This is a genomic window from Butyrivibrio sp. LB2008, from assembly GCF_000621565.1.
Taxonomy (GTDB): domain Bacteria; phylum Bacillota; class Clostridia; order Lachnospirales; family Lachnospiraceae; genus Butyrivibrio.
This window is the reverse complement of the sequence record NZ_JHXZ01000012.1, coordinates 57,426-80,526: the sequence shown is the minus strand read 5'-3', so window position 1 is coordinate 80,526 and position 23,101 is coordinate 57,426. Positions and strand designations below refer to the sequence as shown.

17 protein-coding genes and 1 riboswitch are annotated in these 23,101 nt (G+C 39.4%); of the genes, 1 reads left to right on the top strand and 16 read right to left on the bottom strand.

Going from position 1 to position 23,101, the window contains the following annotated elements; all coding sequences use genetic code 11:
* Positions 1–34: 34 nt before the first annotated feature.
* The 5 genes from T356_RS0101975 to epsC all read right to left on the bottom strand — a co-directional run bounded on the left by T356_RS0101975 (position 35) and on the right by epsC (position 9,391).
* A complete protein-coding gene (locus tag T356_RS0101975) occupies positions 35–4,684 on the bottom strand; it encodes a hypothetical protein (protein WP_026513050.1) in 4,650 nt (1,549 codons plus the stop codon).
* 58 nt (positions 4,685–4,742) lie between these two features.
* Entirely contained in the window at positions 4,743–5,354 is a 612-nt protein-coding gene (gene lepB / locus T356_RS0101970; protein WP_051563085.1) for a signal peptidase I, read from the bottom strand.
* Between the two features lie 8 nt (positions 5,355–5,362).
* On the bottom strand, positions 5,363–6,076 hold the full coding sequence (locus T356_RS18045) for a hypothetical protein (RefSeq protein ID WP_035780195.1): 714 nt from the start codon (positions 6,074–6,076) through the stop codon (positions 5,363–5,365).
* Positions 6,077–6,378: 302 nt separating this feature from the next.
* Positions 6,379–6,464: riboswitch (cyclic di-GMP riboswitch) on the bottom strand.
* Positions 6,465–6,681: 217 nt separating this feature from the next.
* Positions 6,682–7,992: a flagellar hook protein FlgE gene (locus T356_RS0101960; protein ID WP_026513048.1), complete on the bottom strand. Its 1,311-nt coding sequence runs from the start codon at positions 7,990–7,992 to the stop codon at positions 6,682–6,684.
* A gap of 499 nt (positions 7,993–8,491) precedes the next feature.
* On the bottom strand, positions 8,492–9,391 hold the full coding sequence (gene epsC, locus T356_RS0101950) for a serine O-acetyltransferase EpsC (RefSeq protein ID WP_051563084.1): 900 nt from the start codon (positions 9,389–9,391) through the stop codon (positions 8,492–8,494).
* A 92-nt stretch (positions 9,392–9,483) separates the two neighbouring features.
* Between epsC and T356_RS0101945 the strand changes: the two genes are divergently transcribed.
* Positions 9,484–10,494, top strand: coding sequence for a tRNA dihydrouridine synthase (locus tag T356_RS0101945; RefSeq protein WP_026513045.1), 1,011 nt, complete (start codon positions 9,484–9,486; stop codon positions 10,492–10,494).
* Between the two features lie 10 nt (positions 10,495–10,504).
* On the opposite strand, the gene T356_RS0101940 is transcribed toward T356_RS0101945, so the two are convergent.
* The 11 genes from T356_RS0101940 to T356_RS0101890 form a co-directional block, all read right to left on the bottom strand.
* The gene (locus T356_RS0101940) at positions 10,505–11,179 is read right to left on the bottom strand and encodes an ABC transporter ATP-binding protein (protein ID WP_026513044.1); all 675 of its coding nucleotides are present in this window, start codon (positions 11,177–11,179) and stop codon (positions 10,505–10,507) included.
* Positions 11,180–11,190: 11 nt separating this feature from the next.
* Positions 11,191–13,710 carry an ABC transporter permease gene (locus tag T356_RS0101935; RefSeq protein WP_026513043.1) on the bottom strand — a complete coding sequence of 840 codons (2,520 nt, stop codon included), beginning with the start codon at positions 13,708–13,710 and terminating at the stop codon, positions 11,191–11,193.
* Position 13,711: 1 nt separating this feature from the next.
* Entirely contained in the window at positions 13,712–15,694 is a 1,983-nt protein-coding gene (locus tag T356_RS0101930; protein ID WP_026513042.1) for a M13 family metallopeptidase, read from the bottom strand.
* A 218-nt stretch (positions 15,695–15,912) separates the two neighbouring features.
* Positions 15,913–17,589: a putative bifunctional diguanylate cyclase/phosphodiesterase gene (locus T356_RS18040; protein ID WP_051563083.1), complete on the bottom strand. Its 1,677-nt coding sequence runs from the start codon at positions 17,587–17,589 to the stop codon at positions 15,913–15,915.
* A gap of 98 nt (positions 17,590–17,687) precedes the next feature.
* Entirely contained in the window at positions 17,688–18,422 is a 735-nt protein-coding gene (gene surE, locus T356_RS0101920) for a 5'/3'-nucleotidase SurE (RefSeq protein WP_026513041.1), read from the bottom strand.
* A gap of 19 nt (positions 18,423–18,441) precedes the next feature.
* A complete protein-coding gene (gene rsmH / locus T356_RS0101915; protein WP_035780193.1) occupies positions 18,442–19,497 on the bottom strand; it encodes a 16S rRNA (cytosine(1402)-N(4))-methyltransferase RsmH in 1,056 nt (351 codons plus the stop codon).
* 88 nt (positions 19,498–19,585) lie between these two features.
* A complete protein-coding gene (locus T356_RS0101910) occupies positions 19,586–21,010 on the bottom strand; it encodes an ATP-binding protein (RefSeq protein WP_026513039.1) in 1,425 nt (474 codons plus the stop codon).
* 187 nt (positions 21,011–21,197) lie between these two features.
* Positions 21,198–21,605, bottom strand: a complete 408-nt coding sequence (locus T356_RS0101905; RefSeq protein WP_026513038.1) for a hypothetical protein — start codon at positions 21,603–21,605, stop codon at positions 21,198–21,200.
* Positions 21,606–21,677: 72 nt separating this feature from the next.
* A complete protein-coding gene (locus T356_RS0101900) occupies positions 21,678–21,980 on the bottom strand; it encodes a hypothetical protein (RefSeq protein WP_026513037.1) in 303 nt (100 codons plus the stop codon).
* A gap of 80 nt (positions 21,981–22,060) precedes the next feature.
* Positions 22,061–22,459, bottom strand: a complete 399-nt coding sequence (locus T356_RS0101895; RefSeq protein ID WP_026513036.1) for a hypothetical protein — start codon at positions 22,457–22,459, stop codon at positions 22,061–22,063.
* Positions 22,456–23,043 (bottom strand): hypothetical protein, encoded by a 588-nt coding sequence (locus T356_RS0101890; protein ID WP_026513035.1) that lies wholly within the window; start codon positions 23,041–23,043, stop codon positions 22,456–22,458. The genes T356_RS0101895 and T356_RS0101890 overlap by 4 nt, the downstream gene beginning before the upstream one ends.
* Positions 23,044–23,101 lie beyond the last annotated feature (58 nt).

The window sequence follows — 23,101 nt, the reverse complement described above, 5'->3', positions numbered from 1 at the left end:
ATATTGCTGAAAATAGTTCTAGTAATTCTGAAAATCATTCAAAGTCTTCGGATTCATCCTTTTTTTTGCGTCTGTTATATGCACTTCCGCCAAGTACTGCTGTCAAGGCTGTTCCAAGACCTACTGCAAGAATAGGGAATTCACCCATTCCGCCTGAGTTAGGAAGTACATTGCCGCTTCTTTCGTTGGCAACTACAAGAGTCATGTTGCCGCCTTCTGCGTAGACTTCTGTCCACTCTGTTGATGTCATTGTCTGTACATCTTTATTGTATGCGTAGTATGTGATCTTAGGAGCCTGACGATATTCAACCGCGCCTGTAGAATCGCACTCTACAATGAAGTACTTGCCCTGTCCGGGAACTGATACCTCAGCTGTCCACTCGCCGCCATAGCTAAGAGCGATAGGTCCTCTTACGAGCTCCGGTGATCCACTACCACTTTCCTGGTAAAGGTTAACGAATACGGTTCCGAAATCCTTTGTTCCGTCATAAGGAACATTTGCACCATTAAGAGTCCAGCTCTTTCTGATCTTAATGTATGGATCGTTTGTAAGTTCTACTCTTACATTTCCGCTTTCGTCATATGTAATCGTTACATCTGTAAGCTTGTATCCGTTTACTGTTGCTACTGCATCTTCTGCCTCAGAAGACTGTGAAATTACATTTCCGGCAGCATCTACAGCTACAGTCTTAACAGGATTAAATCTTACAAGTTCTGAGCCGTTGTTGTAATACTCTTCAGCAACATACTCATATTTATTTCCGCTTGCGTCACATGTCTCAAGGTCCTCAATTACATATTCGTTTGAGCTGATCTTTCCGCCATGATCTCCGCAATCAGATGCGCTGATAACAACATCCTTATAATCTTCGAGTTCTCCGCCTTCTACGTGTCTCTTAATCTTAACGGTTACATCGAAAATGCCGTTTGTTGAGCTCTGTTTCCAATTCTTAACAAGTACAAGCTTAGCTGAAGACTTGTTATAGAAACCTGCTCTGTCTTCAGGTACGGCTGTAGAATCATTACACTGATCTACGATACCTGCACAGCTGTCAGGGCTTGCAAGAATTGCTTCTGCTGTTGCCTGGTCTGTGATTCTGTAGAATGTCTTCTGAAGGTTCTCACCATCAACATAGTAGTCAACCTTTGCTACAACTACAGCCTTATCGAGAATTGTCTGAGTAGCATTTGAAGCATCTGCTGAACCTTCACCGAATACAAAGTAATATGTATTGCCATGCTCAAGTCCCCAAGCCACTGCATCAACCGGATATTCAATCTTGCTTCCGTTATTGATGACACTGCTCATAGCAGCAGGATACTTTCTTCTGTCTCCGCCTTCGACTGCTCTTGATCCGTTAGCATCAGTCTTAACAAGTCTTACCCAGAAGTTGAACTTAAGGTTATTATCCTGAAGAGGACTTCCGTTAAGGAACTTAGTAAGGCTAAGGTCGAAGTTCTGAATCTTCTTATTATTGAAATTGATATTATCTGTTACCTTGTTCTTATCGCTGTAGTACTTCTTATCAAATCCTGCATTGAGCTTAGCTGCATTTTCTGCATCAACTTTGTAATATGAGATACCCTTAATAGCTGCATCGCCCTGGCCTTCTTCATACTCAACCTTTGCAAGGATTGCTGAATTATCCTTTATATAAGTACCTGTTGTATCATTCTCAGTAAACATGAAGTAATATACATTACCCTTGCCATACTCCATACCTACTGACTGAGGATCTTCTATTGTATAGCTGATCTTATCAAAATCATTATGTAAATCATTTGCAAGTGTCTGCCATCCCTTATTCTTCTCATCATATTTCTTCAATGTGAATGAGAATACATCTTCTGCTTCAGGAGTCTTGCCATCAACAAGCTTTCCAACATTAAGTTCAACAGGAACACGTGTTGAATCCGTGTTTGTAACTGTTGTTGAAGCCATCATGCTAAGGTGCTTTCTTACAACCATCTTGTGGATCTCACATCTCTTGATAACACTACTTGCGATGATTGTTCCACTGTATGATCCTGTACATTCAACAGTACATTTGGGTGCTACAAGAGCTCCCGATGAAATATCTACAGTAAGCTTTCCTTCATAAGGAGCATAACCTGAACATGTCTTAACTACAGGGTTAAGAACTATCTGGTTAGCCACCTCACTCCAGTCACCTGTTCCCAAGCCGTTAACCTTAATCTTGTTAAACTTATAAGAACGAACATTTGTAAGATCTACGTTGATAACAAGGAGCTTGCTTCCAACACTGAATCCCTGATTTACTGCAAAATTATCTTCGTTCTTGCCAAAGTAATATCTTGTAAGATCCGAGCAAAGGTTTCCGCCATCTGTTGCTATAACATTTGCAACTTCAACACTTCCGTTCGACTTAGCAAGGGCAATATTACCTGCAGCACTTGCTGCTTTTGAAAGTAAGTTGTCAACACTTACGGGGTACTCTCCGTTAAATGTATACTCTAAATACTGGCTTCCACTTCTTGCACCATGATCGTAAGTAATGCATCCATATGTTCCGCCGGACTTCTTATAATAAATTGTTGCTCCGTCAATATGCTGAATAAGTCTACCGATCTGCTCTCTTGTTCTGCCACCGATATTCTCAACAAAGTTGTCGGTATATAATGCCATACTGTCATTTAAGCCATCAAATCCGTTAGCACCATAAGTAACAGTATATGATCCATACTTTTCGTTGTTCTTTACCGGCTTTCCGCCTTCTCTGTCAAGCTCAAAGACATACAATCTTGGAGAATTCTGTCCCAGGTGCTTGTAATCCAATGTATAAGATCCCTTACCATCGGCACCTGTTGTTATACTAAAGTCACTTCCCTGAATCTTTCTTGTTCCCTCAGCATCCTGATATACCGCGAAGAAGAACTTTCCGGACTTCTTTGCACCATTTACAACTTTATTTACTGTAATCTTGTAATCGCCAATTTTCTGATATGTCTGTGTTGAGTTACCAATTGTATAGTCCTGAACATTTTTAATAGTCTTAACGGCTATATTTGCTTCACTGTGGTTGTTACATCCATCGTAGTCGTTTGCAACGACACCGAAGTATGTAGAATCACCGAGCATATCGATAATCTCAGTTGAGGAATAGTTCTTTGTTCCTTCCCATGTACGACCGTTTCCGTTCTTTACTGCAGCAAAAATACAGAATGAATCGGTCTGGAATGAAACCTTATCACTTGAATCGCCAAGATCGACTTTTCCGTCATCAAATACTTCTACCTGAATGTCATTGGCTGAAATGCTTGTAGCTTCACTTGTTGAATCAAATTTCTCTTTAACTTCATCTGTAAGAGGAAGATGTACTATAGTAACATCCTCTGAGTTATCTGTATCAAGATCTGCTGAAATCTTGCTGTTTGTGTACTCAATCGAAACTGAAGCTGTTCCGTCTGTAAGATCGTACTCTACATTATCAAGCAAGAATGCAATATCCATGAGAACTGTATTCTTCTCATCAAATTCTACAGGTGTTGCATCTTCTCCTGCGTCTTCACCTGCAATCTCATCTGCCTTGCTATTAAGAGCGGCAAGATAAGCAGCGTAATTATATCCCTTTGTAGTAGGCTCTACGTTTGTAACTGTGAGCTGAATTCCTTCAGGGAATACTTCAGGCTTTGTCAATACAACCTTAACTGTAGCATCACCATCTGTATAAACAAACTCTCTCTGAGTATTTGCAGCATAGTATACAAGGTTAAGTTCTGTATCCTCTTTAAGCTCTGTCACTTCACCGTCAGCAGTTGTCACTTTATAAATTGCGTGCTCAACCGTTCCGTCCTTCACATCTGTAAGAAGTGACGCACTATCTTCATTCTCTTCGCCCTGCTTAGATGTACTAAATTCTTTGGTCTCTTTCTCAACCTTTACGATCTCGTCTTCTCCGATAACCGCTTTGCTAAAGAAATAGCCCTCAAAATTCTTTGCATCTTTCTTAATATCAAAGGTATCTGTAATAGAAAGTTCTTTTGATTCAGCAATCTGCTTGTCATGTGTATCAACATAATTCACAGTAACAATTACATCTTTGAAATCTTCCAAAGATTCAATTGAAGATGCTTCTGTTGATGCTTCGATTGACATTTCAGATGCTGCTGTAGTTGATGCGTCAGAAGCTGTTTCTGCTGTTGTTGCTGTAGAAGCAGCTATATCAGATTTTTCTTCTTCCGTTTTAGCAGTTGTTCCTTTTGTAGCCGCACTATCGCTAGTATCGTCTTTCTTCGCCTCATCGGCGGTCTCAACAATGCTATTGTTGTCCCCATTTTCTACATTAGCTTCACCAGAACCATCAGCTTTGTCGGCGCTCTCAACCTGCTCAGTCTCGACTTCAACAGCTTCAGTGTTATCTGCACTTTCGTCTGTCACTTCCTCGACTTCAGCTCCGGTCTCTCCTTCTCCTTCGCCTTCATCTCCGCTTTCTTCGTTCATTTCATCGATCAGTCCGCTCTCGAAATCGTCATCAGCTGTCTCAAGTACAAGGCCGATTGACTTTGCTCCGTCTTCTGTCATCGCAGCGGCAGGCTTATTAAGTACATACAACGTAATAGAGCCTGTAATGATTGCAACGCACAAAACAAAAGCAAGCCATTTCTTGTAATTCTGATGCTTTTTGATGTAGTTTTCTGCGCGGTGTTCATAAGCTTTGCGCATATCTCTTATCCTCTTACCCTTTTACCCAATTTGTCTTCAAGTTACATGTTTATATTGCTTATAGTCCTCCGAATTTATCGAACGGATAGACTCTAAACACTACCTTGCCGATAAGTTGTTCTTTTGTTACACAACCGACCACGCTGCTTCTTGAATCAATAGAAGCGCTTCTGTGATCTCCCAGAACAAAATACCTGTTCTCCGGAACCTGATATGGAAATGTCAGATCTGTAGGATCATGACTCTTTTCGACGTAAGGCTCATCTAGTATTTCCCCATTTACTGACACATTGCCTTCTTCGTCCATATTTATCCAATCACCGGGTGAACCCACGATTCTTTTAACCAATACTTTATTGTTATAGTAGAAAGCTACCAGTTCACCGGGTTCAAAAGTTGTTCTGGTATATGCTATTACTATATCTCCGGTCTCAAGCGTGGGCGTCATACTGTCTCCCGTAACCCTGAGTACCGCTATGAAAAAGCTGGAAACAAGAACTGCAAGTGCCGCGACAACGACAACTACTATCAACGTATTTCTCAATACCTTCTTGTATTCCTTTTTGCTGTTTTCCCTTTTCAGTTCATTTTTTAACTGATCCAGAGAAGGTTTTACCTGCTCTTGCTGTTCTTGAGAAGGTTTGCCTTGTTCTTTCTTCTGTTTATCCATTTGTACTCTCAGTCTTTTTCTCTTTTATATATCCTAGGCCTTTCAATTGTGCCTGAATAAGCTTCACTTCGTGTCATTGGTCTTCCCAATGTACCTGTATAAGCTTCTTGCTGTGGTCTTGCCTTTTCTATAGTGCCTGTGCGGGCCAGCCTTTGTGCAACTGCCTTTTCTACAGCTTCCGCCACCTTAGCATCTATGTTTTCCATCTGCGTCTTCTCGTACATTGCCATTCTGAGCTTACTTTCTTTAATGCCCTTCATTAGCTCTTTGTACTCAGCTTCCGCATTCTTTTTAACATTATCAACATAGATGTTAGCTGCTCTTTGAGCCGCTTCCATGATGCCGCCCAACTGTATGGACGCTTCGGCGAGTGACTGCGAGTTCTCAATCTTCTCAAGTGCATCATCAACCTGCTGTTCCAACTCTGCCTTTTCCCTGGCAAGCCTGGCTTTCAGACCGGTTATGTCCTTATCGAACTTCTCCTGCATCTGATTTTTCTGCTCGTTGAACTTGGCTCTCATCTGAGCCTTTTCTTCATCGAAGCTCTTTAACAGGTTACTTCTTTCTTCTGCCAATTCCTTGAGAAGTTGTTGCTTCTCTTTCTCGACTTCTTCTTTAATTTCTTGTTCACGCCTTTTAGCTTCATCGGCCTCCTCGGAGAAATTGATCATCATCTCAAGAAGTTCCGCTCTGCTTAATTTCTTTAAATTGACCTCTGCCATTCTCTGTCCCTATGTTTTGCTATTGTTGAGGAATCTCATACAAGTTAACGGTTGCAACGTAATTAAATATAACAAATTAAGATATCGTGCATCTAACCCACAGGTCTTTGCATGATACCTTAAATTTTTTAAGCAATCGCAAAGTACTAGAGGTCAGTGTTAATGAAATTACGTTTCCATAGTACGCACCGTAAACACATCGGTGGTTCATCCATGAACAAACTCGTACCGTAACTTGCATAAAATTAGACCGTCTGAAAAAATGCGCAGCCCGGTCTTCATTTTGGCGCTATTAACCTAGCGCCAGCAACTGGCTGTCTGTCACATATGTGATTAAGACCCTCTAGTTTTGCGTCACCGCCTTTCAGCGGCTTTGCCCTTTATTTTGCTAAGTCAAACACGTTATAACGAAAGCGCTTACACATAAAAAATATACAAAAAACTAAATTTCGTCATCTCGTAAAATGAATATACCCCATCGGAAAATAAAACGCAACCACTTTTTCACAGAAAAAACACAGTTTCCACTAAAAAAGGGCTGAACCCGCGTCCAGCCCTGTGTTACAAAATTTCATTTTCGCAAAAAAAGTTCTTAGTTTCCATTTTTACCGTTTCAGACCTCTGAGAATTTGAAGCATTTCATCAGATGTCGTGATCACACGGCTGTTTGCCTGGAACCCTCTCTGTGTAGTGATCATATCAGTAAACTCTTTCGATAAATCCACGTTACTTGATTCGAGCACTCCCGATGTTAAATATCCTCCGTTGATAGTAACATCCATGATCTGCGCTTCTCCTGAATTAAGAGACTCCGCATAGAGATTATCCCCAACTTTCTCCAGTCCCATAGCATTGTTAAATTCCGCAACAGCTATTTGTGCGATCTTAACGGTCTGTCCGTTGGAATACTTAGCAAACACCGATCCGTTGTCCGTTATAGACAAATCGGTCATCGTTCCGTTTGCATATCCGACATTTAAACCTTGCACATCCCCTTTATAAGCGTATATTGATGAATGATGCGCCGCAGTTGTGCCTGCGTAGTTTGTCGTATTTGAAAAGTCTATATTAAGAGGTCCTATCATCGAAGCTCCGCCTCCGAATGACAGGTTAACGATTCCATCCGCGTTGCCCCCTGCATCTATAAGCTTTCCCGAACTCTTGCTGTACACAAGATTGATATTGGTTTCTGTAGTGTTTTGAAGAAGATTTCCCTCTTGGTCCTGAATCGATGCAAGAGAAAGCATAAAAGTATTATCTGCGTCATCTCCTCCACCTGTCAGATTAAACTTAAGGGTATAGGTTCTTCCATCATTGCCGAATACTTCAAGTCTGAGGCTCTTGCCGCCTGCCTCTTCGAAAGAGCTGTCAAGACTATCAATATTCCCTCTGAAATATGATGCGGATGTTGCTGTTCCGCCAATTGTCTTAGTTGCATCAGTAATAAGGTCAAGCCTCGTCACATTTGCTCCCGGTGTTATACCGCCATCGCCCATAACACCCATAACATAAAAACCATTGTTCTGGGTTACGAGACTTCCCTGCTCATCAATTGTAAAAGCACCGTCTCGGCTGAAATTCCTGGTCTGACTGTCAGGACTGATCACAAAGAATGCATCTCCGGTGATCATCATGTCTAAGGCATTTCCCGTAGTCTGCATGGAGCCCGACTTCGAAATATTTGTATATATAGAAGAAACCTTAGATCCAAGTCCTACCTGCGCAGCATTTGTTGTCGCAACATTCTCTCCGGCTCCCGTCCCATTCTTTACCGTTTGATAAAGAACATCCGAGAATCCTGTTGCCTGTGATTTATATGCTGTTGTATTAACATTGGCAATATTGTTACCAATGACATCCATTTCCAGTTGATGGGTTGTAAGTCCGGCCACACCTGACCAAAGTGATCTCATCATAGAACACATACCTCCAAGTCACGCTGTCTTATATGAAAACAACGCCTACTCTTTCCTCGTGTACATCCGTGTACTGTGATAAGCGAGCCTTTCCCTGCTCTAAAGAAGAAAAAAGAATTCCAATTCAGACTACCTGCTATTTCCTTTATCGGACGCTTTTTTGATTTACTTTAGAGCAAAATAAAAAAAAGTAAAAAATTTCTCAACGCTGACTTTGTTCTTGTGTTCTAAAAATCAAATTACTTTCTTTCCCATTAACCACCCCTTTCGAACATGATAAACATTCCTCATCGGCATAGTCTTGCATACCTATTCGAAACACTTTATTAACTTTTATAAAGATATTATCACGCACGCCGTAACATTTCAATACTTTTTTACAAAAAAATGAGACCTCAGCCCTGTCTGCAACTGGGCTAATGCCTATTAGCGCCCTGCAGCCCAAATAACTGAAATCTCATTTTACATAAGCCTTATTTTGTAACATTCATGCGAAATATCATGAATTCTTCATGCTTATCCTGCTATTTGCAGGTACCGAAGCCGTGATAAATGCATTCGCACCTATAACGCTCCCCTCACCTATTATGGTATCTCCGCCAAGTATTGAAGCACCGGCGTAGATAGTAACATCATTTTCAATAGTGGGATGTCTCTTAACACCCTTAAGCGCCTGTCCGCCTCGTGTCGACAATCCGCCTATAGTAACACCCTGATACATCTTGACATGCTCACCGATTATCGAAGTCTCACCGATAACAATGCCCGTACCGTGATCTATCATAAAATATTTTCCGATAGTTGCACCGGGATGTATATCTATTCCCGTCTTGGAATGCGCGTATTCAGTCATCATTCTCGGAATAAGCGGCACTTTCAAAAGGTAAAGCTCATGAGCGATCCTGTTGATCGAAGTTGCAAACAGACCGGGATATGACAGGATTATTTCTTCCTTACTGTATGCTGCAGGGTCTCCCGTATAACAAGCCTGAACATCGGTATCAAGATATTCTCTTATCTTAGGAAGCTTCTCAAAAAACTCATGGGTTATCTTCCGCGCCCCGCACTCAAGCGTCTCATCACTGGCATCCCTGTAACTGTCGCTATGCCTAAACGCTATGGCTATCTGCTTGTTCATGTTGTAGATGACGTCCTCGATAACAATAGCGATCCTGTTCGCATCACTATAGCTCTTGTACACCTTATCCCTGTAATATCCGGGATATATGATCCTTATAAGCTTTATGACGATATCTTTTACAGCATCTCTGTCCGGCTGATTGTAGATATCCATATTGTCAATGTCTCTGCCGTTTGAGTAATCATTAAGAATCAGATTTACAATATCACCGATCCCGTTTTTCATATTATCTTTGTCATACTTATAATTATAATCCATAGCAATTCTCCGAATCGATATTATTTTCTTGACGCTCAACCCATATAATACCATAATAATCGAGAAATTAGGAATTATTTAGGAGAATATCAATGTTTTTTTATTTTGCACCAATGGAGAGTATAACTATGTACCCTCTCAGAAATATCCATAAAGAAATGTTCGCCGGCTCTGTCTCCAAGTACTACTCCCCTTTTGTCACAGCCGCAAAGAGTAAGCACTTTAAAAATAGGGAAAAAAATGACATTCTTCCCATTCACAACACTCCTTTCTTTGAAGATACGAACACTTCTCTTGTAGTCCAGATAATGTCAGGAAATTCCGAGACTTTCCTTTGGGCTGCAAAAGAGATCGCACAGCTCGGCTACAAAGAGATAAACCTGAACCTCGGTTGCCCCGCTTCCACTGTTGTAAACAGACACAAAGGCGCAGGTCTTTTGGCCGATACAGATTATCTCGATTCAATGTTATCAGATATATTTGAGGCAAAAGAAAAAACTCAGGAATTAAAAGATATAGAAATCTCATTAAAGACAAGGCTCGGCGTAACATATGAAAGCGAAGCCGAAAAGCTCATGGAAATATATGCCAAATATCCCATAAGTGAGCTTACTGTACACGCAAGGGTTAAAGATGACTTTTATAAGAATACACCTCGCCTTGATGCATTCTGCAACAGTATAAAAAGATACAGAGAATGCGGAGGCAAGGCTCCAATATGCTACAACGGAAATATCTTTTCCCAAAAAGACTACGAAAACACCATGGATAAGCTCGAAAGTAGCGGCATCGCAAGCGAAGTAAGTTCTATGATGCTCGGCAGAGGTATTCTTGAAAATCCGGCACTTGCAAGAGAACTTACAGGCGGAGAGAAGCTTTCAGCTTCCGAGTTAAAAGAATACCTCACCAGGCTCTACTCAGGATATGAAGAGTATATCCCCGAAGATCGAAATGTCATCTTCAAGCTTCTTGAGCACTGGGCATTTATACATACCCACTTTGAAAACTGCGACAAATATTTAAAATCAATAAGAAAAGCCCGCAGCAAGGGTGAGTACCTCGCTGCGGTCCGCAATATTTTTGCAAGCTGCAAATTTATATAAAAAGACTTTTTCAAATAGTCTTGCCCGAATCAAGCCAGACTATCCTGTCTCCGTATTCCGCACACTTCTCCGAATGCGTAACCTGAAGAATGCTGATTCCCTTCTCTTTGTTTATTCTTCTGAACAGATCCATTATCTCGGCTCCGGACTTCTTATCAAGATTTCCGGTAGCCTCATCTGCGAGAATAAGTTTCGGATCCCCCATAACAGCTCTGGCTATGGCAACTCTCTGCTGCTGCCCTCCCGAAAGTTTGGATGGATATTGTTTTCTCTTTTCCGTAAGCCCCACTATATTCAGGATATCATCAAGCTTCCTCTTAAGACTTGCACGGCTCTTTCCGGCCACGAGCTGCGGAAGCATTATATTATCTTCAACATTAAGATTCTGTACCAGATTATAGAACTGGAATATAAATCCGATATCATTAAGTCTTATCTCTGAAAGCTCTTTTTCTTTGATATTCGAAATGCTCTTTCCGCATACGGAAATATCACCGGTAAAATCCCTATCCAAGCCTCCGATCAGATAAAGAAGGGTTGATTTGCCGCTTCCCGAAGCGCCCATAAGGGATACAAATTCTCCTTTTTTAACATTCATATTTACCCCGTCAAGTACCTTGGTACTGACTGTCTTTGCCGAACCAAACTCTTTTTTTACATTTTTTACTTCGATTATATTTTCCATTTTTTTGCTCCTTACTCATACTTTAACTGTTCTGCTATCTTCATCTTATTTATATCTTTCATCGTTTTTACCACCGTAATACTGAATGTAAAAAACATGATCAATAAGAATGCTGCAATCTGCCCGGCATTAATAAATATCTCCATTTCAACAAACGCTTTCAAAGCTTTAAAGAGGATCACAGTTTCCGCAAATCCTATCACCATTCCAAAACCGATTGCTATGACTCCCGATAATACCGTCTCATTAAAGAAAAGCTTAACCAGATTACTCTTGCTCATAGCGGTTGAAACAAGAACCGCACTTTCCCTCTTTCTGCTCTCAAAGCTCACAATCTGGTTGCAGTATATACCAATAAGTGACAATGAGGCTCCCATGATCATTATCATGTAAAGAAGTGCCATTGAGCCGCTACCCTGATCTTTAATCTCCTTCATATAATCATCCATGGTATTTACTTTTTCTATCGTACTGGATGAATAGCTCTTGATAAGTTCAACCGTTTTCTCCGGATCATCCGTTTGTACATAGGCGTTTTTCGGTCTGTCTAAATAAATCTGTTTATATAATTCCAAAGGTAAAACTACTGTTTTATTGGTACCGTCCGCCTTGCCGGAATCAATAATCCCTGCAACCTTGAAAGTACCTCTGTACGGAATCACACCCTCTGCATTGAGCATAATATCCGCATTGTCTCCGACTTTGAGATTCAGCTCTTTTGCTATATTTTTCGCTATATAAATTTCATCAGCATTTATTACATCAGGAAGGCCTTTATAACCGCAATTCACCTCCGGATTACCTTCAGTTCCGAATATACTTACATTCACAAACTCATCATCAAACTTTTTGCTGTACTTATTCTCAAGATAGTCTTCCACGTCCTCTTTTCCGACAAGTATTCTGTCAGATATCGAATAATCATACTCAACCTTTTTTACCCCACTAAGATCTTTTATATAATCATATGATTCCGCACTTTCCGAAAGTCCTCTTAGAATTACCTCCGCATCCGCCGGCGGCATTTCCATATTATGTTTTTGCGAAGTAATCAGTATAAATAGCACAAGACATAGACTTGTCGCAATAAATGCGAGTTTTGAACTTCCAATTGAAGTCTTATTGGTTCTGAGATTCGTAGCAGCCAGTCCAAGTATTGGTTTGTTACTCTTAAAGCCGGCCTTTTCAATCATCTTTGATATCGATCTAAGCATGAACGGATATCCAAAAAATAAAGAAAGTACTATAAATATAAATGCCAAAATGCTTAGAATCGCATTGTCTTTGCATACCGAAAACACAAGAACAGCCATTATGCCGCCCAGAGCTGCACATATAATCGATATAATCTTATTTTTCTTTTTATATTTATATTCCGTATCCTTATTGTCAAAAATGATATCTCTGATAGCTGTACCTGTAGACTTAAGAAGTTCTCTGAGTGGGCAAAGCATTTCCACAATTATCGATCCAATAATCACCGCTATCATAACCGGAATCGATACTTTTCCTAGATCCATGTTTACTTCTATACTTCCCGCATTTACTATAAAAACGGAATTAAATATGGCATCTCTAGAAGCTGCATAGAGCCCTGTTCCGATTATTCCTCCAAATAATCCGTAAAACATATTTTCAATAAGTATGACCCTGGCTGTAATATTGGGTGATACTCCAAGACTTCTTAAAGTTCCTATCGTTGACATTCTGTCACGCATTATTCTTTCAGAAAGTGTTACCGTAACAAAGATAACAAGCATAAGCGTTATAAGGAACAGAACTTTAAAGACATTACTGATCAGTTTTATCTGATCCTGGGTATTCTTTCCACCAATCAGATCTTGCACATCATAGTTGGGGAACCTTTCTTCAACTGTATTACAGAATTCACTGACTTGTGCTTTATCATTAACCCTGATATAAACAAGGTCATACTTTGGTCTGCCGTCATAACACAATCTTGCCATTCCTTCATCAGAAACAACCGCCGAATACTCCGAATAAAGAAGACCGTTTATCTTTGATATCTTTTTGATCTTATACTCAGCGTCAACATAGTTATCGCCGTAAACCTTAAATGTGTCACCTTCTTTAAGTTCAAGCTCTTTAGCCATAACTTCATCAATGATTATTTCATCCGCGTTCAGAACAACATCTTTCGGAATAAGTCTCATCTTAGAAGCAATCAATGTATCAACACCCGATATATTAAGCTTTTTCTGATTGTAATATGCATACATCTGATCATTACGAACCGTAACATTTGAAGTCTTTGACGAAATATACGTCGCTTCAAAATCGGTAAGACCTTCAAAATCGCTTTCTTCTATATCATCCGTCGAATTAACAATTACATTTGCCGTTCCATACACCGAATTGAATAGTCCCAGCAAAACATTTTCCAAACTATTGCTCATATCGAAAGCCAACATCCCCGCAAATGAGCATATCGTAATACTAACCACAAGAAATATTGTCATAAGTGGTTTCGCAAATATATTTCTGAATGTATGTTTTAAAATAACTCCCATGTTACCACCTTTCGACCCTCTTCTCAGGAGCGACGTACATACCGTCTCCTTCTTTTACGTCATAGACTTCATAGAACTTCTCGCAAGAACTAAGCGGAGCATTAACCCTTACAGGTCCCGGACTGTGTTCGTCAGTATGAAGGGCTGCGATTGCTTCTGTATCACTTTTGATTCCTCGCCAGATTTCTGCAAATCCTTCATACATTTCAATATAGTCTTTCTTTTCTTTTGCTATATTGGAAATACACTCTATAGCACCGATATCTGCATAGTTTTCACCAAGCGTCTGAACTCCGTCCACGTGATATACATCCATGATCGTATAAGCGTTGTAATAATCGATGCACATACCGGCTCTTTCCTTTAACGCCTGCCTGTCAGTTTCATTAAGCCACTGTGGATTGTAATTTCCCTTGTCATCCCAATTGATACAATTTGAATCAAATGCATGGCCAACCTCATGAGCTATAACCATTCCAAGCCTTCCAAGATTGCTAAACTCACTGTTATTCTCGTTAAAGAATGCTCCTTCGGTAATCGCAGCAGTCATAACAACCATATTGTCCACCCAATAACATGCATTCACCGTCTGAGGCTGCATAGTCGACCCCATCTTAGGTCTGGGCCTCTTTATCAGTTCTTTGTAATTCTCAGTTTTAAAATTCTGAATATTCTTATATGTGTCATATGAATCTTTTCCGATTAGATTATCAGTATCTATAAGCTTTTCACTATAATTTCCGCCGGTTGTGAATTCAATTGCTTCGAGCTTATTAAGAAGCTTTGTTCTTCCGTCTTCCGTAAGCCAATCTGCTTTACCTATCAATTCTCTGTATGAATCCTTGATACTCTCACACATTTCTTTTACTTTCGCATCTCTTGACTGCGGATAACACTTTTCTGAATACAGCCTTCCAATATTGTCCGGAAGATCTGATATTATCCTCACCTTTGCCTGCATATCCATGTTTTCTGTATCTTCCGAATATGTAGCCTTCAAATTCTTGTATTTATCAGATAAAAATCTGTTATAACTGTCTATATATTCAATAAGGAGCCATGTTTTAAACTCATCAAGATTATTCTTATCATCAAGCTTTTCCGCTATATACGCAAACTGGTCCTTTTCATTGATAAGCCAGTAACCGTAAGGATTTTCAATCTGCATGCCTTTTTCAAAGCTCTTGATATCAAACTTAAGCTTCTCCATCTCCTTAGCGTCTACTTTTTCCGCATTATAAAATTCAAATTTCATATCTTTACTTTTATACGCGATATCCACAGCAAAGCGAGCAAAATCATCCGCTGTTTTTTCTGCTTCCTTTTTGTCTGTTCCCAGCCCCACAAGAACTTCTTTTACATGATCCCTGACACCTGTTCTGCCTTCAAGAGATTCCGCAATATCTTTATTATTTTTCTCAAATATTGATCTGACCCCCGAAAAGAAAAAAGAATATTCATCAGCCCTAACCTGTCCGTCTGTTATCCCAAAACAAAGTACAGGGCTTATTCCGTAGAGTCTTTGATACTTTCCAAGCAGTTCCATATACTCCTGCTTGTTGCTCACCCCTTCAATCTCTTTTCTTACATTTTCAAAATCCTTATCGGCATCGCTTGAAGCTGCATCATATGATACGATCCGATCATAATAATCTGCGATCATCTCTGCATCCGTCGAAGTATGAACTGCTTCCCCTTTTATCTCATCTATGATTTCAAACAATTTCTGATCTGTAATCTTTTTACAATCATCAAACGCACCAAATCCATATTTAGGATCGATATCCGCTTCCCTAAGTACTTTTGCATTTACATATCCAAAAAAATCATCCTGAGGGCGTATATCTTCTGACTCCTTGGTTTGTGTACCGTTTTGAGCTTTAATATTCACTTCTTCAGCCCGAACATCCGCTCCATAAAAAGAAAAAGCAAGCACAGATGCAAGTGTCATTCCAGCCGCAAAACGTTGTATTCCTTTCTTCATACCATGTTTCCTTCCTAAAATAGTTTATTATCCGGATTAATACTTTTTGTTTAATCATATCCCGCCAGTCGTACTACGTCTCCCGTAGTATGTCTGACATAGTATATATACTACGTCAGTCGTATTATGTCAAGAAAAAAAAATAGAATATCTATCCGACCAGGCGGTTAGACATTCTATCTTTACTTTAAACATGAAGAATTTACGGCTTATATGCCTTATTTATATTTTTCTCTGTATTTCTTTTCAAACTCATCAACAGGCATCGGCATATCAAAATAGTATCCCTGAAACATCTCACAACCGAGCTCTTTTAAAAATTCAAGCTGTGTAGCAGTCTCAACACCTTCGGTAATCACGCCCATACCGAGTTCATGAGCCATATCGATCGTATAATTGAGAATCACCTGTGCTCTCTTCTGATTCTCGGTTTTTCTCAAAAATCCCATATCTATCTTCAGGATATTGGCATTTATATCTTTCAACATATTCAGGGATGAATAACCGCTTCCGAAATCATCGATCTCAACTATAAATCCGTCTTTCTGAAGCCCCAGAATAAGTTGTGCACACTTGGCAACATCGGTTGTTACCGCAGTTTCTGTAATCTCTATATTGAAATTCCGGGGATTTATCCCGTACTTTCTGACAAGATCATTGAATTCTTCTCTGATATCAATGTAGTACAGATCTTTTGGAGAAACATTCACCGAAATAGAAATATCTTCCATATCGGTGCCCTTCCACTGAACAAGCTGCTTAGCAGCAAGTTCCCATATATATCTGTCCAGTTTGTATATCAGATCTGCTTTTTCCAAAACAGTGATGAATACACCCGGCTGGATAATACCATTCTCGGGATGAATCCACCTTGCAAGAGCCTCCGCCCCAAACAGTTTCCCGTCCGCATAGACCTGCGGCTGAAGATAAATCCCAAACTGTCTGTTTATGATAGCAAAATCAAAGCTCGAAAGAATTTCTTTTTCCAAAAGAGCATTGATAAGCATATCATCGCTGTACCATGCAATCTCACAGGCTCCATCCTTCGTTATCGATTTGCATGCCATGTAAGCCCTGTCGCACATAAGCGATATGTCCATATCTTTGTCTCTTATCTCGTACACGCCAAGCTGCATATGCACAGAGTAAGACGCACTCGTAAGACGCGTTGTAACATCTTTTACCGCACCTTTGAACTCGTTTTCGTCAAATCTCTCCTTGGGCATGCAAAGAGCAAACTGATCGCCGTTTATCCTTCCGTATACGTCCTCTTCCCTGACTCTCTGGGAAATCGCATCAGCAATATTGACGAGAATATCATTTCCCTTATCAATGCCAAAGAGCTGATTGATTAGCTTGAAGTCTCTTATGTTGGAATAAACCAGCACATAGCTCTTCTCTTCCTCGGAATTCATCAGAAGGTTCCTGACAGCTGCAATGAATCCTTCTTTGTTGTAGAGCTGGGTAAGGTCATCATGAGTAAGCCTGTAATGCTCGCCGTATTCTCCCTCAAGTGAATCCGATACATTCTGAACGACATATACGCTTCCTATGATCTTACCGTTCTCATCATGCACTCTTCTGAATCTGACACGATAAAGACGCTCTTTTCCCGTAGAAGCATAGATTCTGCACCAGGTCGTAGCATCCGCCTCTATGCCAAGTCCTCTTCTCCACGAATCAAATGTTTCATACAAAAAGTCAAGATCCTCCATAACATAGAACATGCTATAGGCTTTCCTGTTTGCATAGACACATTTTCCTTTATTATCCAGAAAAAGATAGCCGTTGTCATCCTGCTGAATCCCGTAAGAAACAAGCTTTATAAGTTCCTCGGGATCAGTTCTTTTATCATAAAAATATGCACTTTTACCAAAGACCTTATCAGTATTCATACAATTAATTTTATATTATTCTGATAATTTATTCCAGCAAATAAAGAAAAATCAAAATTTTTATGCATTCTTTTCAGCATTTTTATAAATGATATTCATTATATATTTCCGACGTTTTGTACCGTTCCGACAGATACATAATTATCAAGAACGGCTCTGTAATCTGTCCCATTTTCCGCTTCAGGAGTAAAAACTCCGTCGACCATATATCTCGCGCCGCCGTTTTCAAGCTTTTCAGCCACCTTATATCCGTCCTTATATACCATTCCTCTTGACACTCCTCTGTCAAAAAGAACTCCCTTGCACTCGGAAAGAGGGCAAAAAGGAAAGTTTACATTATAAATCTTTCCCGGCATAAATTCTGTATCGATAAGCTTTTCCAATATTTCAAAAAGATATCTGTCCGAAACCTCATGGTATTTCCCCGCGCCTTCTGAAAACGCTATCGCGGGAACCCCTTGGAATTCCGCTTCAAAAGCAGATCCGCATGTAGCCGAATATTGAATATCAGAAGCCACATTGTAGCCAAAGTTGATTCCGCAAAGAACTACGGTAGGTTTTTCCGGAACTATAGCGGTACATCCTACTCTCACACAATCTCCCGGTGTTCCGCTGCAGGAATATGCATGAACCGCATACTCTCCCTCTACCTCATATTCCACAGGATATACATCTATTCCATGTCTTAAGGTAATGCTGTGTGATGCCGCACTTCTTTCACTCTCAGGAGCAACTATCCACACTTCTCCAAATTTAACCGCTTCTTTTACAAGTCTGTAAAGTCCCTCCGATTTTATCCCATCATCATTGGTTATAAGAATTCTTCTCCCCATTCTGTCTCCATTCCATAGATTAGTTTTTTATAGCCCATCTCATCTTTGTAGATTTACTTCTGGGATTTATCCTGCACTCCTCCGCGGACGGTCTGATAACATCCTCTGATATTTCTTTATATACCCCTGCCTTTTTCAGTTCTTTAAAAGACTTCTTAACAAGCCTGTCTTCACCCGAATGGAACGTAAGTATCGCAACACGCCCTCCGTCTTTAAGAATCGCAGGAAGCTTATCAAGAAAAGAATAAAGCACTTCAAATTCGCTGTTTACATCAATCCTAAGTGCCTGAAATACTCTGGCACAGCTCTTTTTTATAGTCACGGCCTTTTCCTCTTTGGGGACCTTCCAAAGAGCCGCCTCGATAGCCTCCCTTAGCGCCGTTGTCGTATCCATGGGATTACCTTTTTTCATAAGTGAAAAGACTTTTTCCGCAATTTCTTCCGCATACGGCTCATCGGAATTTTCAACAAGCATTCCGACAAATTCTTCTTTGGTAATATTATGAAGGCGCTCTGCCGCCGACTCTCCGCTATCAGGATTGAGTCTTAGATCAAGAGGCCCGTCAATCTTGTAGGAAAAGCCTCTTTCGGGGTTGTCTATCTGCATAGACGAAACACCGAGATCCGCCAGCACAAAATCAAACTTGCCCGCTTCTTCGCAAACTTTATCTATATTTTCAAAATTTATCAGCCTAAACTTAAATATATCATCACCGTATCCGGCGTTTCGCAGTCTATCCACGGTCTTCTTTGATTCTATGGGATCAACATCAAGCCCATAGATACAGCCATCTCCCTGCAGTTTTTCAAGCATTTTTGAAGTATGCCCGCCATATCCCAGCGTACAGTCAAGCCCCTGCTGCCCCGGCTCAATCTGAAGGAAATCAAGTATCTCCTTTACCATGATGGAAATATGCATCCCCGCAGGCGTAGAACCCTTGGCTATAACATGCTCCACCACATCCTTGTACTTCTCCGGATTGTGCTCTTTATACTTTTCTTCAAACTTCTTTGGATATTTTCCCGAATAACGAACTCGTCTTTTATGCTGCTTCTCTTCCACGCTTTTCTCCATTCGATTCACATCTTTTCAAGTAAAATTACCATATATTTCATTTAATTTTCCTCGTTTAAATTATATATGTGCAAAAGTCTGCACTTTTTTATTTGTACATATCATCTACTGTAATCATGACAATATTGGTTTTATCTAGCGTATCAAACCAATCTGTAAATCCACTCAGCGAAAACAGAAGATATTTTGTTATATTATATTTACCCGAAATCAACCTCGACCTTCCTATAAGCGTTTCATATATGCTCTTATCAATTTTCTCATTCTTGAATTTACATTCACCGATTACAGCAGTGTTATCCACTGTAGACACCCCTACGACATCTATATCCGTAGCCTGCTGATACCACTTGCCATTATCATCCTGAAGTTGTTCCATGCCCCACCATGTACCTGCTTCTGTCAAAAAAGATCCAAAAGCGCCTTGAATTCCCTGTTCAAGGGTATAATATCTGCACATATCCTCAAATACACTTCCCATAAACGCATGCAGCTGCGGCTTTACGACTTTTTCATAATATAGCTCTCCCTGCCCCATCTCTATTACGCTTATGGCTTTTGGTATGAACTCATACCAAAACTTAAACATATGATCTTTCAGCACATACTGGGTCTTCTTTTTGTTTTTCTCCTCTGTAATGCACTTTTTCTTTTCAACCAATCCCACATCGATCAGCTTTTCCAAAGAATAAAGCACTGTGGTATCTTTCTCTCTTACTTTAGCTGCTATTATATTAAGAGTATTTTCTCCGGACGCAACCTGCTCAATAACATTATTAACCAGCGTCACATCGGTAAACTCCTGCGTAAGAAGGTTCTTGGTCTCATCAAAAAGATAGCCATCCGTGCTAAAGAATAGCCGTTTTATGTTATCATCCAAACTTTTGGCTGGATCAATCATAGCCAGGTACTTAGCCACACCACCGGTTACGCCATAGCAAATGGCTTTATCCTCAGAAGAATATCCGGGAACAAATAATGCAGAATCCCTATAATTAAATGCTTCAAGCTTTATCTGAGAATCACGCCTTCCAAAAACAGGGCTCTTTTCACTCAGCACCTTATTCTCCATAAAGCTCAGTGCCGAGCCGCATAATATCAGCATAAGGTTCTTATCAAGCCACCGTGTATCTATATATTTCTGAAGAACCGAAAGAAGTGCCTCATCTTTTTCTGCCCAATAAGGGACCTCATCTATAACAAGAATAATCTTCTCATCTGATTCAGACGCTTTATTAGTCAGAATATCCAGAACACTCTCAATAGACGAAAAAGACGCATCACTATAGTCAGGATCTACCACATCCAAAACCTGCTTTGCAAAAAGCTCCACATTTCTTTCCGTTCCTACTTTCGTTGCAGTGTAAAAAATCGCCTTTTTCCCTTTAATAAACTCTGTAATAAGCGTAGACTTTCCTACTCTTCGTCTGCCATAAATAACAGTCATTCCAAAGCCGGCTTTATCATACACTGCTTCCAGCGAACGTAATTCACGCTCTCTTCCAATAAACATTCAAAATCTCCCGCTTTATTCAAATTATTTTTATTCAAATTGTTTTTAATAAAATTCTTTTGAATAAAATATATCATTTTTAAATGGTTATTTCAACTTTCTCAACAACGACAAATTTCTTTGTTTCTACGCAAAAGAACTACAAACTTAGATAAATCTATGTTTGTAGTTCTTTATCCTTTTTTACTCAATATTTCTTAAGCTCCTCATAATCCATATATTCCAGCGTAATACTACTTTTATCTATAGAAAATTCATCAGATATAGCCTCAATCAAAGAAGTTTTTATATCCTCAGGAACTTCAGTATTATATACAATAAATGCAGCTATATCGCTTAACTGCTCGCTGTTATCTTCTTGGTGCGCAAATACCCAAGTATGTTCTACATATTCATCTGTATAATCATCAATCATTTCTTTGATTGCCAGCTCTTGCCTATATCTTATCATGTCAGGATCTTGCATCTGTTGTTCATAATTTGCTTTTGCTCTCAAACAAGCGCTACTAATGATTGCTGTCAAAATAACTCCAAAAGTTATTAAAACAGCTACTATTATCCGAATTTTTTTCTTGCTATTTATATTTATATTCATCTTCGCCCCCGCCAAAAACAAACACAACGTTTTATCGCAACTTCAGATATTCCTATGCATTTAACCTTCCGATCAATTATTATGAGAATTTTCTCTATCCTTCTTCATTTCCAGATATTTCTTTTTAATATCTTCCGGAACATCTAGATCTAGATCAATAAAATTCTCCATTATATAATCTTCTAATTTCTGAAATTCATAATCACTTCGAGTATCTGTCTCCAAAACATACAATGCAATTCCAAGTTCTTCTGCACGTTGTTCTCTACGTTCTGTAAACTTTCTAAGTTCATCTGGGATTCTTAGAGGAGACTTATATGAACTTGTAGTTTTTAGCTTATCATCCAGACAATCATTAAGTATTTCTTCTGACATAAAGCTCCCTTCTGTGGCTTTATTATAACATTAATCAAAGAAGATTTTACGCCTTCCATTCTTTTAAGATTGCCAAAGTTTTATATCAATACATAAATATCATTTGCTTTTTCGTTCAAGCCTTCATTTTCGTAAAGAATTCCGAAAAAGCCTGATAGTAATTGCTCACACTTTCCCTGTGAATATAAGTGTTGTTCCAATGCAAGCATTTCAAGATAAGACGCATTAGAAGGATTAACCTCCATTGGATTTATAGAAGGATGCTCTAGGATTTCGTGATTCTTTGGTGAAATTACATCCACTGACATATTTCCATTACTTTCGGGAGTTATATTGATAAAAATATCACGTTGGACATTATAGTTCTGAAGAATTGCACCATTTTGAGGCGGACGTGAAGGCATATGCTGTGATTCAGAAGATAAAGTAGCGGGTTTACTATAGGTTAATGGACTAGATGAATTATTAATCCTAATCATAGCTTTGCTCCTTTTATTGAATTAAAGATAGTTAAGTAGTGCATATACTGTTCATAGTATCCATGCTTAAGCCCTTCATTCATAAATTCTTTTATAGAACCTATGAGATCTACCTTGTTAAAATTTGAAGTATTGTCCGGCATATTATCATTTGCATGATCAAAAGCAATTACCATGTCATCCAGATAAGAAATTTTCCCTTGTTCTTCCAAGTATATGCCATAGGCAAAAGCTTCGTATTTGTCTGTATGAGAAAAATCTATATCTTTCAAATGAATTTCGCGGGAAACAGGCTCTGAATCGTCCCATGGATAAAATTTTGCAACGAAAACAGGATCATCATCAGAATAGTTTGCAGGTTTATAAAATTGACAGTAAGGCTCAGATGGATTTTCCTTCTCACCGCAAAATGCAAAATCAATGCGAACTAACTCATCATGCTTTATTTCATTTTGGTTAGGTACCGGTGTTACATCAAACTTTTTTGATAAATCATTACTGCTTTCGGTATTTTTTTCGACCGAAGAAAATGAGTAAGAATATGTTTGTGATAAAGAACATATTGTATTAAATGATGTATTCATTCGATATACCTCCAATATGTATATCGAAAAAAATATAAATAAAATAATAAGTAAATCA

Bases quoted from the DNA above. Each gene is read 5' to 3' on its own strand.
- T356_RS0101895 (WP_026513036.1), bottom strand. From the start codon at position 22,459: ATGATTAGGATTAATAATTCATCTAGTCCATTAACCTATAGTAAACCC.
- T356_RS0101945 (WP_026513045.1), top strand. From the start codon at position 9,484: ATGTTTTTTTATTTTGCACCAATGGAGAGTATAACTATGTACCCTCTC.
- T356_RS0101960 (WP_026513048.1), bottom strand. From the start codon at position 7,992: ATGATGAGATCACTTTGGTCAGGTGTGGCCGGACTTACAACCCATCAA.
- T356_RS0101975 (WP_026513050.1), bottom strand. From the start codon at position 4,684: ATGCGCAAAGCTTATGAACACCGCGCAGAAAACTACATCAAAAAGCAT.
- T356_RS0101940 (WP_026513044.1), bottom strand. From the start codon at position 11,179: ATGGAAAATATAATCGAAGTAAAAAATGTAAAAAAAGAGTTTGGTTCG.
- T356_RS18040 (WP_051563083.1), bottom strand. From the start codon at position 17,589: ATGAATACTGATAAGGTCTTTGGTAAAAGTGCATATTTTTATGATAAA.
- T356_RS0101930 (WP_026513042.1), bottom strand. From the start codon at position 15,694: ATGAAGAAAGGAATACAACGTTTTGCGGCTGGAATGACACTTGCATCT.
- T356_RS0101905 (WP_026513038.1), bottom strand. From the start codon at position 21,605: ATGAATATAAATATAAATAGCAAGAAAAAAATTCGGATAATAGTAGCT.
- surE (WP_026513041.1), bottom strand. From the start codon at position 18,422: ATGGGGAGAAGAATTCTTATAACCAATGATGATGGGATAAAATCGGAG.
- T356_RS0101910 (WP_026513039.1), bottom strand. From the start codon at position 21,010: ATGTTTATTGGAAGAGAGCGTGAATTACGTTCGCTGGAAGCAGTGTAT.
- T356_RS0101900 (WP_026513037.1), bottom strand. From the start codon at position 21,980: ATGTCAGAAGAAATACTTAATGATTGTCTGGATGATAAGCTAAAAACT.
- T356_RS0101935 (WP_026513043.1), bottom strand. From the start codon at position 13,710: ATGGGAGTTATTTTAAAACATACATTCAGAAATATATTTGCGAAACCA.
- epsC (WP_051563084.1), bottom strand. From the start codon at position 9,391: ATGGATTATAATTATAAGTATGACAAAGATAATATGAAAAACGGGATC.
- T356_RS18045 (WP_035780195.1), bottom strand. From the start codon at position 6,076: ATGGCAGAGGTCAATTTAAAGAAATTAAGCAGAGCGGAACTTCTTGAG.
- rsmH (WP_035780193.1), bottom strand. From the start codon at position 19,497: ATGGAGAAAAGCGTGGAAGAGAAGCAGCATAAAAGACGAGTTCGTTAT.
- lepB (WP_051563085.1), bottom strand. From the start codon at position 5,354: ATGGATAAACAGAAGAAAGAACAAGGCAAACCTTCTCAAGAACAGCAA.
- T356_RS0101890 (WP_026513035.1), bottom strand. From the start codon at position 23,043: ATGAATACATCATTTAATACAATATGTTCTTTATCACAAACATATTCT.